The organism is Streptomyces narbonensis (assembly GCF_014649015.1).
Classification (GTDB): Bacteria; Actinomycetota; Actinomycetes; order Streptomycetales; family Streptomycetaceae; genus Streptomyces; species Streptomyces narbonensis.
Genome location: NZ_BMSF01000002.1, coordinates 1 through 17,075 on the forward strand (window position 1 = coordinate 1; position 17,075 = coordinate 17,075).

Annotated in this window: 16 protein-coding genes; 12 read left to right on the plus strand and 4 right to left on the minus strand. The window is 71.4% G+C overall.

Features of this window, described 5'->3' with window-relative positions; translation table 11 throughout:
* Nucleotides 1-248 precede the first annotated feature (248 nt).
* A complete protein-coding gene (locus IE124_RS03655) occupies nucleotides 249-803 on the minus strand; it encodes a DUF3093 domain-containing protein (RefSeq protein ID WP_189504801.1) in 555 nt (184 codons plus the stop codon).
* Nucleotides 804-861: 58 nt separating this feature from the next.
* Between IE124_RS03655 and IE124_RS03660 the strand changes: the two genes are divergently transcribed.
* From IE124_RS03660 to IE124_RS03695, 8 genes are all read left to right on the plus strand, one after another.
* Nucleotides 862-1,446: a PaaI family thioesterase gene (locus IE124_RS03660; protein WP_024758523.1), complete on the plus strand. Its 585-nt coding sequence runs from the start codon at nucleotides 862-864 to the stop codon at nucleotides 1,444-1,446.
* A complete protein-coding gene (gene dut, locus IE124_RS03665) occupies nucleotides 1,446-1,958 on the plus strand; it encodes a dUTP diphosphatase (RefSeq protein ID WP_055640924.1) in 513 nt (170 codons plus the stop codon). The genes IE124_RS03660 and dut overlap by 1 nt, the downstream gene beginning before the upstream one ends.
* Before the next feature lies 1 nt (nucleotide 1,959).
* A complete protein-coding gene (locus IE124_RS03670; protein WP_189504803.1) occupies nucleotides 1,960-2,721 on the plus strand; it encodes a DUF3710 domain-containing protein in 762 nt (253 codons plus the stop codon).
* 202 nt (nucleotides 2,722-2,923) lie between these two features.
* Nucleotides 2,924-3,676, plus strand: a complete 753-nt coding sequence (locus IE124_RS03675; RefSeq protein WP_189504805.1) for an ABC transporter ATP-binding protein — start codon at nucleotides 2,924-2,926, stop codon at nucleotides 3,674-3,676.
* A 144-nt stretch (nucleotides 3,677-3,820) separates the two neighbouring features.
* The gene (locus IE124_RS03680; RefSeq protein ID WP_189504807.1) at nucleotides 3,821-6,367 is read left to right on the plus strand and encodes a DUF4118 domain-containing protein; all 2,547 of its coding nucleotides are present in this window, start codon (nucleotides 3,821-3,823) and stop codon (nucleotides 6,365-6,367) included.
* 200 nt (nucleotides 6,368-6,567) lie between these two features.
* Entirely contained in the window at nucleotides 6,568-7,254 is a 687-nt protein-coding gene (locus IE124_RS03685; RefSeq protein ID WP_189504809.1) for a response regulator, read from the plus strand.
* 58 nt (nucleotides 7,255-7,312) lie between these two features.
* The gene (locus tag IE124_RS03690) at nucleotides 7,313-7,711 is read left to right on the plus strand and encodes an OB-fold nucleic acid binding domain-containing protein (protein WP_078627107.1); all 399 of its coding nucleotides are present in this window, start codon (nucleotides 7,313-7,315) and stop codon (nucleotides 7,709-7,711) included.
* A gap of 3 nt (nucleotides 7,712-7,714) precedes the next feature.
* Nucleotides 7,715-8,473 carry a DUF3159 domain-containing protein gene (locus tag IE124_RS03695; RefSeq protein ID WP_189504811.1) on the plus strand — a complete coding sequence of 253 codons (759 nt, stop codon included), beginning with the start codon at nucleotides 7,715-7,717 and terminating at the stop codon, nucleotides 8,471-8,473.
* Between the two features lie 63 nt (nucleotides 8,474-8,536).
* Here the strand turns inward: IE124_RS03695 and IE124_RS03700 are convergent, their stop codons facing one another.
* Both IE124_RS03700 and IE124_RS03705 read right to left on the minus strand, forming a co-directional pair.
* Nucleotides 8,537-9,214, minus strand: coding sequence for a potassium channel family protein (locus IE124_RS03700; protein ID WP_189504814.1), 678 nt, complete (start codon nucleotides 9,212-9,214; stop codon nucleotides 8,537-8,539).
* The gene (locus tag IE124_RS03705) at nucleotides 9,214-9,882 is read right to left on the minus strand and encodes a potassium channel family protein (protein WP_148006525.1); all 669 of its coding nucleotides are present in this window, start codon (nucleotides 9,880-9,882) and stop codon (nucleotides 9,214-9,216) included. Before IE124_RS03705 ends, IE124_RS03700 begins: the two co-directional genes overlap by 1 nt.
* 234 nt (nucleotides 9,883-10,116) lie before the next feature.
* On the opposite strand from IE124_RS03705, the gene IE124_RS03710 reads away from it, so the two are divergent.
* Complete coding sequence (locus IE124_RS03710; RefSeq protein ID WP_189504816.1) at nucleotides 10,117-12,171, plus strand: APC family permease; 2,055 nt, start codon at nucleotides 10,117-10,119, stop codon at nucleotides 12,169-12,171.
* An 81-nt stretch (nucleotides 12,172-12,252) separates the two neighbouring features.
* Nucleotides 12,253-13,581 carry a class I SAM-dependent RNA methyltransferase gene (locus IE124_RS03715; protein WP_189504817.1) on the plus strand — a complete coding sequence of 443 codons (1,329 nt, stop codon included), beginning with the start codon at nucleotides 12,253-12,255 and terminating at the stop codon, nucleotides 13,579-13,581.
* A 55-nt stretch (nucleotides 13,582-13,636) separates the two neighbouring features.
* Here the strand turns inward: IE124_RS03715 and IE124_RS03720 are convergent, their stop codons facing one another.
* Nucleotides 13,637-14,035 (minus strand): TOBE domain-containing protein, encoded by a 399-nt coding sequence (locus IE124_RS03720; RefSeq protein WP_189504819.1) that lies wholly within the window; start codon nucleotides 14,033-14,035, stop codon nucleotides 13,637-13,639.
* A 128-nt stretch (nucleotides 14,036-14,163) separates the two neighbouring features.
* Here IE124_RS03720 and IE124_RS03725 point away from each other — a divergent pair, with 128 nt between their 5' ends.
* A complete protein-coding gene (locus IE124_RS03725; RefSeq protein ID WP_189504821.1) occupies nucleotides 14,164-15,624 on the plus strand; it encodes a basic amino acid/polyamine antiporter in 1,461 nt (486 codons plus the stop codon).
* A gap of 95 nt (nucleotides 15,625-15,719) precedes the next feature.
* A complete protein-coding gene (locus IE124_RS03730) occupies nucleotides 15,720-17,009 on the plus strand; it encodes an arginine deiminase (protein ID WP_189504823.1) in 1,290 nt (429 codons plus the stop codon).
* Nucleotides 17,010-17,075: the final 66 nt, after the last annotated feature.

Consider the following 17,075-nt stretch of genomic DNA (forward strand, 5'->3'; position numbering starts at 1 on the left):
ACGCACCAGACGCCGCGGGGCCGCCCTTCGGGCGACGACGGGAATGTGACGACACCCCCTAGGCCCTGTCGATCAGGGCGAACCGCGGCCGGCCAGGACCGCGGCCGGTCAGGACCGCGGCCGGTCAGGACCGCGGCCGGCCAGGACCGCGGCCGGCCAGGACCGCGGCCGGCCAGGGGCCGGGGACGGCCCCTCCCGGCACCTCACGCCGGGCCGGACGAGAGCCGGGCCCGGAGTCGGTCCCGGGATCAGGCCTCGGCGCGCGCGGAGTCCAGGGCGGCCACCAGGGCCTCCGGCTCACGGCTCGACAGGTACGCGTACGGCGTCGGGTCCGTCGGGTCGGTGATCTCGACCCGCACCGCCCGCGGCACATAGCTGCGCATCAGCATGAAAGCGCGCGGGTCCGCCTTGTGGGAGCGCCAGGCGCGCGCCTCCTCCTCGTCCAGCGCCTCGGCCGCCCCGAGCGCCGAGACCGGGATCCGGGCGTCGCCCGCCACGAGCGAACCCGCCACCACCCGGACCCGGGCGGAGCCGTACGAGGAGACCGCCGCCCCCGCGAGCACCGCTGCCACGATCACACCGGCCAGCGTCGGGACCGCACCCAGCGGGTACATGACGAGGCCGCCGGAGAGACCGAGCAGACCCGCGATGACCCACCACGACCGGGGCGCCGTCAGCCGCTCGTCGAAGCGCGGCGCGACCGCCGCCGGGGACGACGCTGCGGGCGCCGCCGAGGTCGCCTCGGCGGACGGCACGGGCGAGGGCTCGGAGGAGGGGGCGGGGGACGGCACGGAAGGCTGCATGCGTCCAAGCTTGGCACGGCGCGACCCGCGCCCGGCCGCGCGGGTAAGGTCTGCGCCTGTGACTGCAACATCTGCCGCCCTCACCCCGCCGGCCGACGCCATACCGCCGGTACGCCACCCCGACGCCCCGGCCCCCGGCGAGCTGCTCGGTTCCCACTACGAGTACTGCTTCGGGTGCGGCGGCGGGCAGCCCCACGGCCTGCACCTGGAGGCGCGGGCGGGCGAGGGCGTGACCGTCACCGCCGAGTTCACCGTGACCCCCGACCACCAGGGCGCCCCCGGCCTCGCGCACGGCGGCGTCCTCGCCACCGCGCTCGACGAGACCCTCGGCTCCCTGAACTGGCTGCTGCGGGTCATCGCCGTGACCGGCAGGCTGGAGACCGACTTCGCCCGGCCCGTCCCGGTCGGGACCGTTCTCCACCTGGAGGCCGCGGTCACCGCCGTACACGGCCGCAAGATCTTCTCGACCGCCGTCGGCCGGATCGGCGGCCCCGAGGGGCCCGTCGCCGTCCGCGCCGACGCCCTCTTCGTCGAGGTCAAGGTCGACCACTTCATCGACAACGGCCGGCCTGAGGAGATCCAGGCCGCCATGTCCGACCCCGACCAGGTCCGGCGCGCCCGCGCCTTCGAGGTGAACCCCTGATGCGCAACCCTGTCGACGTACTGATCCGCCGCGTGGACCCCGAAGTGCCGATCCCGGCCTACGGGCACCCCGGCGACGCCGGTGCCGACCTCGTGACCACCGAGGCCGCCGTCCTCGCCCCCGGGGAGCGCGCCGTGCTGCCCACCGGGGTCTCCATCGCGCTGCCGGACGGGTACGCGGCCTTCGTGCACCCGCGCTCCGGCCTGGCCGCCCGCTGCGGAGTCGCGCTCGTGAATGCCCCGGGGACGGTGGATGCCGGGTACCGTGGAGAGATCAAAGTGATCGTGGTCAATCTCGACCCGCGCGAGAGCGTGCGGTTCGAGCGGTTCGACCGGATTGCCCAACTGGTCGTCCAGCAGGTCGAGAAGGTTCGCTTCCACGAGGTGGCGGAGCTTCCCGGCTCGGCGCGGGCCGAGGGGGGCTTCGGGTCCACCGGCGGCCATGCCGCCGTGGACGGCGCAACGGGTGGGAATCGATACGCTTCGGTCGTATCCGACCGGGAAGGACAGTGACGTGTTCGGACGTCGCAAGAAGAGCGGTGCCGCTGAGGACGCAGCGGGCGAGGCCGAGCAGGTCGTCGACGAGGTCGGCACCGACGAGTCGGCCGAGGCGCCGCGTCGGGTGAACCTTCCGCCGGCGCCCCGGCCCGACGGACCGTGGGACATCTCCGAGGTCACGACGCCGGAGGACGGCCGTGTCGACCTCGGTGGCGTCTTCGTGCCCGGAGTCGAGGGCATGGAGCTGCGGGTCGAGGTGGCGGGCGACGCGATCGTCGCGGCCACCGTCGTCCTGCGCGACAGCGCCGTGCAGCTCCAGGCCTTCGCCGCCCCGAAGAAGGAGGGCATCTGGGGCGAGGTCCGTGACGAGATCGCCACGGGCATCGTCCAGCAGGGCGGAGTGATCGACGAGGTCGAGGGCCCCCTCGGCTGGGAGCTGCGGGCCCAGGTCCCCGTCCAGCTGCCCGACGGCAACCGCGGCGTGCAGCTCGTGCGCTTCGTGGGCGTCGACGGACCCCGCTGGTTCCTGCGCGGAGTGATCTCCGGGCAGGGCGCGGTGCAGCCGGAGGCGGCCGGGCTCCTGGAGCAGATCGTGCGCGACACCGTGGTCGTCCGCGGTGACGGCCCGATGGCCCCGCGCGACCCGATCGTCCTCAAGCTGCCGAACGACGCGCAGATGGTGCCGGACGGTGTCCAGCAGGAGGAGCAGGCGAACTCGCGCTTCTCCGGCGGCATGGGCCAGCTCCAGCGCGGCCCGGAGGTCTCCGAGATCCGCTGAGCCGCGATCGAGGATCGTGCACGCGCACATCGAGCAACGAGCGGTGGGCCGCTTCCCGTACGAGAGGTACGGGAAGCGGCCCACCGGCCGTTGTCCCGCCGCCCCACCGCTGCTTCCTCCGCTGCTTCCTCCGCCGTCCCCCTGTCCGTACGGCCTTGGGCTCTGGCCCTGGGGCCCGGCGGCGGACCATACTGGCGCGCACATGTTCGAGGAGGGGGAGTACGCGGTGAGTGAGAGCAGCACGCGGTCCGGAACAGCCGTCGCCGAGGACCCGGCCGGCACGCCGATGGTCCGCGTCGAGGGCCTCCGGCGCTCGTACGGCACGGGCGAGGCCGCCGTCCACGCCCTGCGCGGGGTCACCTTCGACATCCCGCGCGGCGAGCTCGTCGCCCTGAAGGGCCGCTCCGGCTCCGGCAAGACGACCCTGCTCAACCTCGTGGGCGGCCTCGACCAGGCCGACGGGGGCCGGATCGTCATCGACGGCACCGACCTCTCCACCCTCGGCGAGAGCGGACTCCTGGAGCTGCGCCGCGACCGGATCGGCTTCATCTTCCAGTCCTTCGGACTCCTCCCGATCCTCTCCGCGGCCGAGAACGTCGGCGTACCCCTCCGGCTGCGGAAGGCCGACCCCAAGGAGCGCGAGGAGCGGGTCGCGCTGCTGCTCTCCCTCGTGGGCCTCGCCGATCACGCGGCCCAGCGGCCCGGCGAGCTCTCCGGCGGCCAGCAGCAGCGGGTCGCCATCGCCCGAGCCCTCGCCAACAAGCCCGCCCTGCTGATCGCCGACGAGCCGACCGGCCAGCTCGACGCGGAGACCGGGCTCGCCGTCATGGAGCTGCTGCGCGCGGTGGTGCGCAGCGAGGGCTGTACGGCCCTGGTAGCCACGCACGACCCGCAGCTCCTGGGCCTGGCGGACCGGGTCCTGGAGCTCAGCGACGGCGAGATCACCGAGCACTGACCTCCGGATCCGCCGACCCCGGGGCACCCGCTCCGGGCCGGCTGGTCCGGCCGTCGGCCTTCGGACATCAGAATCACGTCAATACCGCCCCGGGGCCTCCGCCCGCGTACGGAATGTCCGATTGGCTGGACGTATGGTCGTGCCATGGGACGCGGCAAGCTTCGGATCTACCTCGGCGCTGCGCCGGGCGTCGGCAAGACGTACGCGATGCTCTCCGAGGGACATCGCCGGATCGAGCGCGGCACGGACTGCGTCGTGGCCTTCGTGGAGCACCACGGACGGCCGCGCACGGAGGTGATGCTGCACGGCCTGGAGCAGGTCCCGCGCCGGACCCTGGAGCACAGGGGCGCCACCTTCACCGAGATGGACGTCGACGCGGTCCTGGCCAGGAAGCCGACCGTCGCTCTCGTCGACGAGCTCGCCCACACGAACGTCCCCGGCTCCCGGAACTCCAAGCGCTGGCAGGACGTCGTCGAGCTCCTCGCGGCCGGTATCGACGTCGTGTCGACGGTCAACATCCAGCACCTGGAGTCGCTGGGGGACGTCGTCGAGTCGATCACCGGCGTACGGCAGAAGGAGACCGTCCCCGACGAGGTCGTCCGCCGGGCCGACCAGATCGAGCTGGTCGACATGTCGCCGCAGGCCCTGCGCCGCCGCATGGCCCACGGCAACGTCTACACGTCCGACAAGGTCGACGCGGCCCTCTCCAACTACTTCCGCCCGGGCAACCTCACCGCCCTGCGCGAGCTCGCCCTGCTGTGGACGGCCGACCGGGTCGACGAGTACCTCCAGCAGTACCGCGGCGAGCACAACATCCGCTCCACCTGGCAGGCCCGGGAGCGCATCGTCGTGGGCCTCACCGGCGGACCCGAGGGCCGCACGCTCATACGCCGGGCCACGCGGCTGGCCGAGAAGGGCGCGGGCGGCGAGGTGCTCGCCGTCTACATCGCCCGCAGCGACGGACTGACCGCCGCCTCGCCCAAGGAGCTGGCCGTCCAGCGGACCCTCGTCGAGGATCTCGGCGGAACGTTCCACCACGTCATCGGCGACGACGTCCCCTCCGCGCTCCTGGAGTTCGCCCGCGGGGTCAACGCCACCCAGATCGTCCTCGGCTCCAGCCGCCGCCGCGCCTGGCAGTACGTGTTCGGCCCCGGCGTCGGCCAGACCGTGGCACGGGAGTCCGGCCCCGACCTCGACGTCCACATCGTCACCCACAGCGAGGTCGCCAAGGGGCGGGGGCTGCCCGTCGCGCGCGGGGCGCGCCTCGGCCGGTCCCGGATCCTCGGCGGCTGGCTCGTCGGCGTCGCGGGGCCCGCCGCCCTGGCCCTGCTCCTCACCCATGTCGACGCCGACCTCGGCCTCGCCAACGACATGCTGCTCTTCCTCGCCCTGACCGTGGCCGCCGCGCTGCTCGGCGGGTTCCTGCCGGCGCTCGCCTCGGCCGCGGTCGGCTCCTTCCTCCTGAACTGGTTCTTCACCCCGCCCGTCCACCGGCTCACCATCGCCGACCCGAAGAACATCGTCGCCATCACCGTCTTCCTCGGGGTCGCGATGGCCGTCGCCTCGGTGGTGGACCTGGCGGCCCGGCGCACCCACCAGGCGGCCCGGCTCCGCGCCGAGTCCGAGGTCCTGTCGTACCTCGCGGGCAGCGTGCTGCGCGGCGAGACCAGCCTGGACGCCCTCCTCGAACGGGTCCGCGAGACCTTCTCGATGGAGTCGGTGACCCTGCTGGAGCGGGCGGACGAGATCGAACCGTGGACCCCGGCGGCGAGCGTCGGCCCCCACCCGGCGGCCCGGCCGGAGGACGCCGATGTGGACATGCCCGTCGGCGACCATCTGGCCCTGGCGCTGACCGGCCGGGTCCTGCCCGCCGAGGACCGGCGCGTCCTCGGCGCCTTCGCGGCCCAGGCCGCGGTCGTCCTGGACCGGCAGCGGCTCGTCGGCGAGGCCGAGGAGGCCAGGAAGCTGGCCGAGGGCAACAAGATCCGTACGTCGCTCCTCGCCGCCGTCAGCCACGACCTGCGCACCCCGCTCGCGAGCATCAAGGCCTCCGTCACCTCCCTCCGCTCCGACGACGTCGAGTGGTCCGAGGAGGACCGCGCCGAACTCCTGGAGGGCATCGAGGCAGGCGCCGACCGGCTCGACCACCTCGTCGGCAACCTCCTCGACATGTCCCGCCTCCAGACCGGCACCGTCACCCCGCTGATCCGCGCCGTGGACCTCGACGAGGTCGTCCCGATGGCCCTCGGGGGAGTGCCCGACGGCAGCGCCGAGCTCGACATCCCCGAGACGCTGCCCATGGTCGAGGTCGACAAGGGCCTCCTGGAGAGGGCCGTCGCCAACATCGTCGAGAACGCCGTCAAGTACAGCCCCGACGGCCGGCCCGTCTCGGTCGCGGCCAGCACCCTGGGGGAGCGCGTCGAGCTGCGCGTCGTGGACCGGGGCCCCGGAGTGCCCGACGAGAGCAAGGACGGCATCTTCGAGCCGTTCCAGCGCTTCGGCGACGCTCCCCGCGGCGCCGGTGTCGGTCTCGGCCTCGCGGTCGCCCGCGGCTTCGTCGAGGCCATGGGCGGCACCCTCGCCGCCGAGGACACCCCGGGCGGGGGGCTGACCATGGTGCTCACCCTCAGGACCGTGCGGGGCGCGCCCCCGGAACCGGCCGCCGAGCTCCCGGCGCAGGCCGTGAGCTGAGCCGGGCGGCGCCCGGCCGCAATACAGCCCCCGCCGCCCGCCCGTACAGCCCCCGCCGCCCGGGCCGCACGCCCCCGCCGTACAACCGCTCCCGCAGCCCTCCGGCGCCGCCCCCCGCTCACGTACTGCCTGCCCCGCAAGCCCCACCGCCATCACCCAAGCCGCCCGCAACGGGCACCGAAGAAGGTAGGTCCCCCTCCATGACCCGGGTCCTCGTGGTCGACGACGAGCCACAGATCGTCCGCGCCCTGGTGATCAACCTCAAGGCGCGGAAGTACGAGGTCGACGCCGCGCCCGACGGCGCCACCGCCCTCCGGCTGGCCGCCGAGCGCCACCCCGACGTCGTCGTCCTCGACCTCGGCCTGCCCGACATGGACGGCGTCGAGGTGATCAGGGGCCTGCGCGGCTGGACGAGGGTGCCGATCCTGGTCCTCTCCGCCCGCCAGACCTCCGACGAGAAGGTCGAGGCGCTCGACGCCGGCGCCGACGACTACGTCACCAAGCCCTTCGGCATGGACGAGCTGCTCGCGCGGCTGCGCGCGGCCGTGCGCCGCGCCGAGCCGGTCGGCGGTGCCGAGGACGGCGTGGTGCTCGTCGAGACCGAGGGCTTCACCGTCGACCTGGCGGCGAAGAAGGTCCACCGCGACGGCCGCGACGTCCGCCTCACCCCCACCGAATGGCACCTCCTGGAGGTCCTCGTCCGTAACGGCGGGCGGCTGGTCAGCCAGAAGCAACTGCTCCAGGAGGTCTGGGGGCCCTCGTACGGTACGGAGACCAACTACCTCCGCGTCTACATGGCGCAGCTGCGGCGCAAGCTGGAGGCCGACCCCTCCCACCCCCGCCACTTCGTCACCGAACCGGGCATGGGTTACCGCTTCGAACGATGAAGCGAACGTCGTGTGTGTAGCCGGTCCTGGTGGGGGTGGGGGCCGGTACGCTTTCTGTATGAGTGCTGCACCGCGTACAGAGAAGCCGGCCGGAAGGTTCCGCCGGATGCTCGACCGGCTCTCCTCCACCCCGGAGGACCTGGAGTCGGAGGAGCTCCAGGAGGACGCCGAGGCCACCGGGTGCACGCGTATCTGCGACTGCTCCGACCGCCAGATAGTCAAGGTGACTGGTACCTTGCGCACGGTCACGCTGCGCCCCCGGGCCGGTGTGCCCGCGCTGGAGGCCGAGCTCTTCGACGGCACGGCACCGCTGGACGTCGTCTGGCTGGGCCGCCGCTCCATCGTGGGCATCGAACCGGGCCGCAAGCTGATCGCCTCCGGCCGGATCTCCATGAGCCACGGCCGGCGGGTCCTCTTCAACCCCAAATACGAGCTCCGACCGCTCGGACAGGAGTAGCCGGTGACGTCCCTCGACAAGCCGACCACGGATCAGGGCGCCGAGGCCCCGCAGGACGCCCGGGCCTCGAAGGAGGTCACCGAGGCCGCGCTGTTCGAGGCCTTCGGCGGCCTGCGAGGCATGATCGAGACGGTCGTGCCCGGCCTGCTCTTCGTCACGATCTTCACGATCAACAAGAACCTGCACGTCTCGGCGATCGCCGCGCTCGCGGTCTCGCTGGTCCTGGTCGCGGTCCGGCTGATCCGTCGCGACACCGTCAAGCACGCCTTCAGCGGCGTCTTCGGCGTCGCCTTCGGTGTCGTCTTCGCGATGATGACGGGCAACGCCAAGGACTTCTACCTGCCGGGCATGCTGTACACCCTCGGCCTCGCCCTCGCGTACATTGTCACCACGCTCGCGGGCGTCCCGCTGATCGGCCTGATCCTCGGCCCGGTGTTCAAGGAGAACCTCTCCTGGCGCACCCGCAACCCCGGCCGCAAGAAGGCGTACGCGAAGGCCAGCCTGGCCTGGGGCTTCATCCTGCTCGCCAAGTGCGCGATCCTCTTCCCGATGTACTGGTGGGCCGACACGACCAAGTTCGGCTGGGTGCTGGTCGCCCTGAAGATCCCGCCGTTCCTGCTCGCGGTCTACCTCACCTGGATGTTCCTCGCGAAGGCGCCGCCGCCGATCGACGTCTTCGCCGAGATGGAGGCCGAGGAGCGCGCCGAGAAGGAGCGCAAGGCGGCCGCGGCCGCCGCGCGGAGCGGCACGCCGGAGGCCTGAGCCGTACGCCGGAGGGCCCGGACCTGACGAACAGGTCCGGGCCCTCCCGCGTATCACGCCTGATCAGGAATCGGTCGTCTCGCGGCGGACCTGCAGCAGGTCCTCCAGCTGCTCCTCGCGGGCCTGCGCGGCCACGAACAGCAGCTCGTCGCCGGCCTCCAGGGTCTCCTCGGGGCTCGGCGTGAGCACCCGGGAACCACGGATGATCGTCACCAGCGAGGTGTCCTGCGGCCAGGCCACGTCCCCGACCGAAGTGCCGGCGACCGCCGACTCCGGCGGGAGCGTCAGCTCGACCAGGTTCGCGTCGCCGTGGCTGAAGCGCAGCAGCCGGACCAGGTCGCCGACGCTCACCGCCTCCTCGACCAGGGCCGACATGAGGCGCGGCGTCGAGACGGCCACGTCCACGCCCCAGGCCTCGTTGAACAACCACTCGTTCTTCGGGTTGTTCACCCGGGCCACGACCCGCGGCACGCCGTACTCGGTCTTGGCGAGCAGCGAGACGACCAGGTTCACCTTGTCGTCGCCGGTCGCCGCGATCACCACGTTGCAGCGCTGGAGCGCCGCCTCGTCGAGGGACGTGATCTCGCAGGCGTCGGCCAGCAGCCACTCCGCCTGCGGCACCCGCTCCACCGAGATGGCGGTCGGCGCCTTGTCGATCAGCAGGACCTCGTGCCCGTTCTCCAGCAGCTCGCCCGCGATGGAACGGCCCACCGCACCCGCGCCCGCAATAGCGACACGCATCAGTGACCGCCCTCCTCAGGACCTTCGGCGAAGGCCTCCTCGACCTGCGCGATCTCGTCCGTACGCATCATCACGTGCACCAGGTCACCTTCCTGGAGCACCGTCTGAGAGGTGGGCAGAATCGCTTCGCCCAGCCGGGTGAGGAAGGCGACGCGGACGCCGGTCTCCTCCTGGAGCCGGCTCACCTTGTGGCCGATCCAGGCGGGCGTGGTGTGCACCTCGGCGAGCTGCACACCGCCGCTCGGGTCCCGCCACAGCGGCTCCGCTCCGGAGGGCAGCAGCCGCCGCAGCATCTGGTCGGCGGTCCACCGGACCGTCGCGACCGTCGGGATCCCGAGGCGCTGGTAGACCTCGGCTCGGCGCGGGTCGTAGATCCGCGCCGCCACGTTCTCGATGCCGAACATCTCGCGCGCGACCCGCGCCGCGATGATGTTCGAGTTGTCGCCGCTGCTCACCGCGGCGAAGGCACCGGCGTCCTCGATCCCGGCCTCACGCAGAGTGTCCTGGTCGAAGCCCACACCCGTGACGCGCCGACCGCCGAAACCCGACCCCAGACGACGGAAGGCCGTCGGGTCCTGGTCGACGACCGCGACGGTGTGCCCCTGCTGTTCGAGGGTCTGCGCGAGAGCGGCTCCCACTCGCCCGCAGCCCATGATGACGATGTGCACGTCCCCTTACCCCGCACTCCTGATCGCCCTGCTGACCTGCGAAAACACCCTGCCCACAACTTTCCTCGCCCGATCGGCCCGGGCCGCGGCGGACAACACCCTGCCGGGTTGCCCGGTCCGAGCTTATGCGGCAACGCCGACCGGGACTGCATCAGAGGTGGTAGACGGAAAGATTCCGTATGGATAGGGGGTCGCGTTGAGCTTGGCTGTTTTCGAACGCTTACGATCCTCTCCGTGTCCAAACTGACCGACGTGCCCAAACGGATCCTGATCGGGCGGGCTCTGCGCAGCGACAAGCTCGGGGAGACCCTCCTCCCGAAGCGGATCGCCCTCCCCGTCTTCGCCTCCGACCCGCTGTCCTCGGTGGCGTACGCGCCCGGCGAGGTGCTGCTGGTCCTCTCCGTCGCGGGACTGTCGGCGTACCACTTCAGCCCGTGGATCGCGCTCGCGGTCGTCGTACTGATGTTCACGGTCGTCGCCTCGTACCGGCAGAACGTGCACGCGTACCCGAGCGGCGGCGGCGACTACGAGGTCGCCACCACCAACCTCGGGCCGAAGGCCGGACTCACCGTCGCGAGCGCCCTGCTCGTCGACTACGTCCTGACCGTCGCCGTCTCGATCTCCTCGGGCATCGAGAACCTGGGCTCCGCGATCCCCTTCGTCGTCGAGCACAAGGTGGCCTGCGCGGTCGGCGTCATCGTCCTGCTGACGGTGATGAACCTGCGCGGGGTGAAGGAGTCGGGCAGCCTCTTCGCCATCCCCACCTACGTCTTCGTCGCCGGCGTCTTCATCATGATCGCCTGGGGCGCCTACAAGGGGATCGTCCTCGACGAGACCATGAAGGCCCCCACCGCCGACTTCGAGATCAAGCCCGAACACGAAGGACTGGCGGGCTTCGCCCTCGTCTTCCTCCTCCTGCGCGCGTTCTCCTCCGGCTGTGCCGCGCTCACCGGCGTCGAGGCGATCTCCAACGGCGTCCCCGCCTTCCGGAAGCCGAAGTCGAAGAACGCCGCCACCACGCTCGCCCTCATGGGCGGTCTGGCCGTCACCATGTTCTGCGGCATCATCTTCCTCGCCATGGCCACCGACGTCCGGATGGCCGAGAAGCCCGCCCAGGACCTCCTGAACAACGGAGTGCCGGTCGGCGAGGGCTACGTCCAGGACCCGGTCATCTCCCAGGTCGCCGCCGCCGTCTTCGGCGACGGAACGTTCTTCTTCGTCGTCCTGGCCGCCGCCACCGCGCTCGTCCTCTTCCTGGCCGCCAACACCGCGTACAACGGCTTCCCGCTCCTCGGCTCGATCCTCGCCCAGGACCGGTATCTGCCGCGCCAGCTGCACACCCGCGGCGACCGCCTCGCCTTCTCCAACGGCATCGTGCTCCTCGCCGGCGCCGCCGCGCTCCTCGTCTGGCTCTACGGGGCCGACTCGACCCGGCTGATCCAGCTGTACATCGTCGGCGTCTTCGTCTCCTTCACGCTCAGCCAGATCGGCATGGTCCGGCACTGGAACCGGCACCTGAGGACGGAACGCGAACCCGCCAAGCGCCGCCACATGATCCGCTCCCGCGCGATCAACACCTTCGGCGCCTTCTTCACCGGCCTCGTCCTGGTCGTCGTCCTCGCCACCAAGTTCACCCACGGCGCCTGGGTCGCCCTGCTCGGCATGGTGATCTTCTACGGGACGATGACCGCGATCCGGAAGCACTACGACTCGGTCGGCGCCGAGATCGCCGCCGCGGAGGAGCGGCCGGACGAGTACGTGCGCCCCTCCCGGGTCCGCTCCATCGTCCTCGTCTCCAAGCTCCACAAGCCCACCCTGCGCGCCCTGGCCTACGCCAAGCTCATGCACGCGAACGAGCTGGAGGCGCTGACCGTCAACGTCGACCCGGTCGAGGTGAAGGCGCTCAAGGAGGAGTGGGAGCGGCGCAACATCAACGTCCCGCTCAAGATCCTCGACTCCCCGTACCGCGAGATCACCCGGCCGGTGATCGAGTACGTGAAGAGCCTCCGCCGCGAGAGCCCGCGCGACGTCGTCTCCGTCTACATCCCCGAGTACGTCGTCGGCCACTGGTACGAGCACCTGCTCCACAACCAGTCCGCACTCCGCCTCAAGGGCAGGCTGCTCTTCACCCCCGGCGTCATGGTCACCTCGGTCCCGTACCAGCTCCAGTCCTCCGAGGCCGCGAAGAAGCGGGCCCGGAAGCGCCAGGAGTGGAACGCGCCGGGCTCGGTCCGCCGCGGTCCCGTGGAGAAGGGCCAGAAGGAACCGGCCGCGAAGAACAACCGGTAAAGAACAACTAGACTGGTGGGCTGCCGTCCGAACTGTCACGAACGGCGGCCCACCGTCACTTCCTCTTGGAGTCCCCCCGCCATGCAGAACACCCCTGTTTCGTCGTTGGTCGGGGAAGAGTACGAGGTCGAGGTCGGTCCGGTGGCCCACGGCGGGCACTGCATCGCCCGCACCGAGGCGGGCCGCGTCCTCTTCGTCCGCCACGCGCTGCCCGGCGAGAAGGTCGTCGCCCGCGTCACCGAGGGCGAGGAGACCTCCCGCTTCCTGCGCGCCGACGCCATCACGATCCTCGAACCCTCCAAGGACCGCGTCGAGGCCCCCTGCCCCTTCGCCGGCCCCGGCAAGTGCGGCGGCTGCGACTGGCAGCACGCCAAGCCCGGCGCCCAGCGCCGCCTCAAGGGCGAGGTCATCGCCGAGCAGCTCCTGCGGCTCGCCGGGCTGACCCCGGAGGAGGCCGGCTGGGACGGCACCGTCATGCCGGCCGAGGGCGACAAGCTGCCGCCGGGCGAGGTCCCGCAGTGGCGCACCCGTGTCCAGTACGCGATCGACGCCGAGGGCCACGCGGGCCTGCGCAAGCACCGCTCGCACGAGGTCGAGATCATCGACCACTGCATGATCGCCGCTCCGGGCGTCTCGGAGCTCGGCATCGAGAAGCGCACCTGGGAGGGCATGGCCTCGGTCGAGGCCATCGCCGCCTCGGGCTCGAACGACCGCCAGGTCATCCTGACCCCGAAGCCCGGCGGCCGCCTGCCCCTGGTGGAGCTGGACAAGCCGGTCGCCGTCCTCCGCGTCGACGAGAACGACGGCGGCGTCCACCGCGTCCACGGCCGCGGCTTCGTCCGCGAGCGCGCCGACGAGCGCACCCACCGCGTCGGCAGCGGCGGCTTCTGGCAGGTCCACCCGCAGGCCGCCCAGACCCTCATGCTCGCCGTCATGCAGGGACTGACCCCTCGCAAGGGCGACACCGCCCTCGACCTCTACTGCGGCGTCGGCCTCTTCGCGGGCGCCATCGCCGACCGTGTCGGCGAGCGGGGCGCGGTCCTCGGGATCGAGTCCGGCAAGCGCGCCGTCGAGGACGCCCGCCACAACCTGGCCGGCTTCCCCCGCGTCCGCATCGAGCAGGGCAAGGTCGAGTCCGTCCTCCCGCGCACGGGCATCACGGACGTCGACCTCATCGTCCTGGACCCGCCCCGCGCGGGCGCGGGCAAGCAGACGGTCACCCACCTCGCCGGCCTGGGCGCCCGCCGCATCGCCTACGTCGCCTGCGACCCGGCGGCCCTGGCCCGCGACATCTCCTACTTCGCGGAACGCGGCTACAAGGTCCGTACTCTGCGTGCTTTCGACCTGTTCCCGATGACGCATCACGTGGAGTGCGTGGCGATCCTGGAGCCGGTGAAGAAGGACGCCTGACCGGCTGTCACTCCGCGTGTGACGGGGCGGGCGGTTACGGCTTCCGGGAGTCGGCTCAGGGCAGGTCGATGTGTACGCTCGTCGACTTCACCCGGGCCGTCACCGTGACCCCCACGTCGAGCCCCAGTTCCTCCACGGCTTCCCGGGTCACCAGGGAGACCAGTCGGTGCGGACCCGACTGGATCTCCACCTGGGCGGCCACGTCGTCGACGCGTACCCCCGTGACGATGCCCACGAAGGAGTTCCGGACGGACGTGGGCACGTCGTCCTCCGGGACGGCGTGGAAGCCGGCGCCCCGTTCCTGCGCGAAGCCGGCCAGGGCCGCTCCGTCGATCACCCGCTTGCCGGAGCCGTCCCGTTGCATGGCCAGCTTGCCGCCGTCCGCCCAACGGCGGACGGTCTCCGAACTCACTCCGAGCAGCTGCGCTGCCTGCCCAATGCTGTATGACGGCACCGTCGCACTCTAGGCCACGCACCAGCCTTCCCCCGCAGGACAAAAGGTACAAATAGGAATAGGTTCGGGGGTCATGAGGCGGGCCGATGCCGGTGCCGCGGCGTTCGAGCGCTTCGACGAGGAACCACATGGCCCGAGCCGACACCCACGACGACACCGGAGCGGCGCCGTCGGCGCCGACCGCGAAACTCACCCTGCTGACGCTCACCGCGATGGTCGTCGGCTCCATGGTGGGTGCCGGCGTGTTCTCCCTCCCACGGCGATTCGCGCAGGAGACCGGTGTCGCGGGCGCGCTGATCGCCTGGACGGTGGCGGGTCTGGGCATGCTGATGCTCGCCTTCGTCTTCCAGGCCCTCGCCGTGCGCCGGCCGGACCTGGACGCCGGCGTCTACGCGTACGCCAAGGCCGGCTTCGGGGAGTACCTGGGCTTCTTCTCCGCCTTCGGGTACTGGGCGAGCGCCTGCGTCGGCAACGTCACGTACTGGGTGCTCATCATGTCGACGATCGGCGCGATCGCGCCCGCCCTCGGTGACGGGGACACGGCACTCGCCATCATCCTCTCGTCCGCCGGACTGTGGGGATTCTTCCTCCTCATCCGCCGGGGCGTGAAGGAGGCGACGGCGATCAACAGGATCGTGACCGTCGCCAAACTCGTCCCCATCATCGTCTTCGTCATCCTGGCGCTGTTCTGCCTCGACACGTCCGTGTTCGCCGACAACTTCGCCGGCGAGGACTACGCCGGCTCCCTCTTCAACCAGGTCCGCGGGACGATGCTGGCCACCGTCTTCGTCTTCCTCGGCGTGGAGGGCGCCAGCGTCTACTCCCGGCACGCCAAGCGTCGGGAAGACGTGGGGCGGGCCACTCTGCTCGGATTCCTCAGCGTCTTCGCGATCTTCGCCTCCGTCACCATCGTGTCGTACGGCATCCTGCCCATGAGCGAGATCGCCGAGCTCCGCCAGCCCTCCATGGCCGGCGTCCTGGAGGCGGCGGTCGGCACCTGGGGCAAGACCTTCGTGAGCGTCGGCCTCATCATCTCCGTCCTCGGCGCCTACCTGGCCTGGTCCCTCATGGCGGCGGAGGTCCTCTTCGTCGCCGCCAAGGACGAGGACATGCCCCGCTTCCTCGGCCGGTCGAGCGGTGACGACGTACCCGTCCCGGCCCTGCTCATGACGACGGCTCTCAGCCAGGTCGTCCTGATCGTCACGGCCTTCTCCGACGACGCGTTCGGCTTCGCCCTCGACCTGACCAGCTCGCTGAGCCTGATCCCCTTCCTGCTGGCCGCGGCCTTCGCCGTGAAGATCGCCCTGCGGCCCCGGCAGGAGAGAGTCGTCGGGCGGGGCACCCGCGCGGAACTCGTCTTCGCCGTCCTCGCGACCGTCTACACGGTGTTCCTGCTCTTCGCGGCCGGGCTCAAGTTCGTCCTCGTCTCCTTCATCATCTACGCCCCGGCCACCTTCCTGTTCGTCAAGGCCCGCCGGGAACAGAACCGGCGCCTGTTCTCCCCGAAGGAGGCCCTCATCTGCGCCGTCTCCGTCGCGGGGGCCGTCGTCGGCATCGTCGCCCTGGCCGCCGGGTGGATCGAACTGTGACCTGCCGGGGCCCCCGCCCGTCCCACCTGCCGGGGCCCCCGCCCCTCCCGCACACCGAGCCTCCCGCACCCGCCGCATCACCGGAAAGGCTGCTCATGAACCTCCCCGAGACCGGTACCGGTACCAGTACCGGCGCTGGTGCCGTGACCTCCGACCTCGGCGTCCACTCCGAGGTCGGACGCCTGCGCAAGGTCCTCGTCTGCGCCCCGGGACTCGCCCACCGGCGGCTCACCCCGGGCAACTCCGACGATCTGCTCTTCGACGACGTCATGTGGGTCGAGAACGCCCAGCGCGACCATGCCGACTTCGTCAACAAGCTCACCCAGCGGGGCGTCGAGGTCGTCGAACTGCACAACCTCCTCGCCGAGACCATGGCCGTCCCGGAGGCCAGGGCATGGCTCCTCGACCGCAAGATCGTCCCCAACGAGGTCGGACTCGGCCTGGTCGACGACACCCGCGCCTACCTCGAGTCCCTCGCCCCGCGCGAGCTCGCCGAGTTCCTCATCGGCGGCCTGTCCACCGCCGACCTGCCGGAGGACTTCCGCTCCGGATACGTGGCACTCGCCAGGGAGGGCGTCGGCGCGCGCGAGTACCTGATGCCCCCGCTGCCCAACACCCTCTACACCCGGGACACGACCTGCTGGCTGTACGGGGGAGTCACGCTCAACCCCCTGTACTGGCCCGCACGGCACGGCGAGACCCTCCTGATGAAGGCGATCTACACCTTCCACCCGGACTACAAGGCCGCCACCGTGTGGTGGGGCGACCCTGAACAGGACTGGGGTCAGGCCACCTTCGAGGGCGGCGACATCATGCCGGTCGGCAACGGCGTCGTCCTCATGGGCATGAGCGAGCGCACCTCCCGTCAGGCCATCACCCAGGTCGCCCGGGCACTCTTCGACAACGGCGCGGCCCAGCACGTCGTCGTCGCCGGCATGCCGAAGCTTCGCTCCGCCATGCACCTCGACACCGTCTTCACCTTCGCGGACCGCGACATCGTCACCCTCTACCCGACGATCATGGACGCCGTGCACACCTTCTCCCTGCGTCCCTCCGACAAGGCGCCGGGCGTCGAGATCACCGACGAGGGCGGTGCCGCGTTCGTGGACGTGGTGGCCAAGGCCCTCGGCCTGCCCCAGCTGCGGGTGATCGGGACGGGCGGTGACGTCTACGCCTCGGAGCGGCAGCAGTGGGACAGCGGCAACAACGCCGTCGCCCTGGAGCCGGGCGTCGTCTTCACGTACGACCGCAACACCCAGACGAACACGCTGCTGCGCAAGGCAGGTGTCGAGGTCATCACCATCGTCGGCGCCGAGCTGGGGCGCGGCCGCGGCGGCGGCCACTGCATGACCTGCCCTCTGGTCCGGGACCCGGTCGCGTTCTGACGCGAACCGGATAGCAGGAAGCGGCCGGGTCCCGGTGGGACCCGGCCGCTTCCCTCGCGTCGGAAG

Excerpts from the sequence above, each read along its gene's own strand:
- IE124_RS03655 (WP_189504801.1), bottom strand. The coding sequence starts at position 803 with ATGCAGCCTTCCGTGCCGTCCCCCGCCCCCTCCTCCGAGCCCTCGCCC.
- dut (WP_055640924.1), top strand. The coding sequence starts at position 1,446 with ATGCGCAACCCTGTCGACGTACTGATCCGCCGCGTGGACCCCGAAGTG.
- IE124_RS03675 (WP_189504805.1), top strand. The coding sequence starts at position 2,924 with ATGTTCGAGGAGGGGGAGTACGCGGTGAGTGAGAGCAGCACGCGGTCC.
- IE124_RS03680 (WP_189504807.1), top strand. The coding sequence starts at position 3,821 with ATGGGACGCGGCAAGCTTCGGATCTACCTCGGCGCTGCGCCGGGCGTC.
- IE124_RS03685 (WP_189504809.1), top strand. The coding sequence starts at position 6,568 with ATGACCCGGGTCCTCGTGGTCGACGACGAGCCACAGATCGTCCGCGCC.
- IE124_RS03690 (WP_078627107.1), top strand. The coding sequence starts at position 7,313 with ATGAGTGCTGCACCGCGTACAGAGAAGCCGGCCGGAAGGTTCCGCCGG.
- IE124_RS03700 (WP_189504814.1), bottom strand. The coding sequence starts at position 9,214 with ATGCGTGTCGCTATTGCGGGCGCGGGTGCGGTGGGCCGTTCCATCGCG.
- IE124_RS03715 (WP_189504817.1), top strand. The coding sequence starts at position 12,253 with ATGCAGAACACCCCTGTTTCGTCGTTGGTCGGGGAAGAGTACGAGGTC.
- IE124_RS03725 (WP_189504821.1), top strand. The coding sequence starts at position 14,164 with ATGGCCCGAGCCGACACCCACGACGACACCGGAGCGGCGCCGTCGGCG.
- IE124_RS03730 (WP_189504823.1), top strand. The coding sequence starts at position 15,720 with ATGAACCTCCCCGAGACCGGTACCGGTACCAGTACCGGCGCTGGTGCC.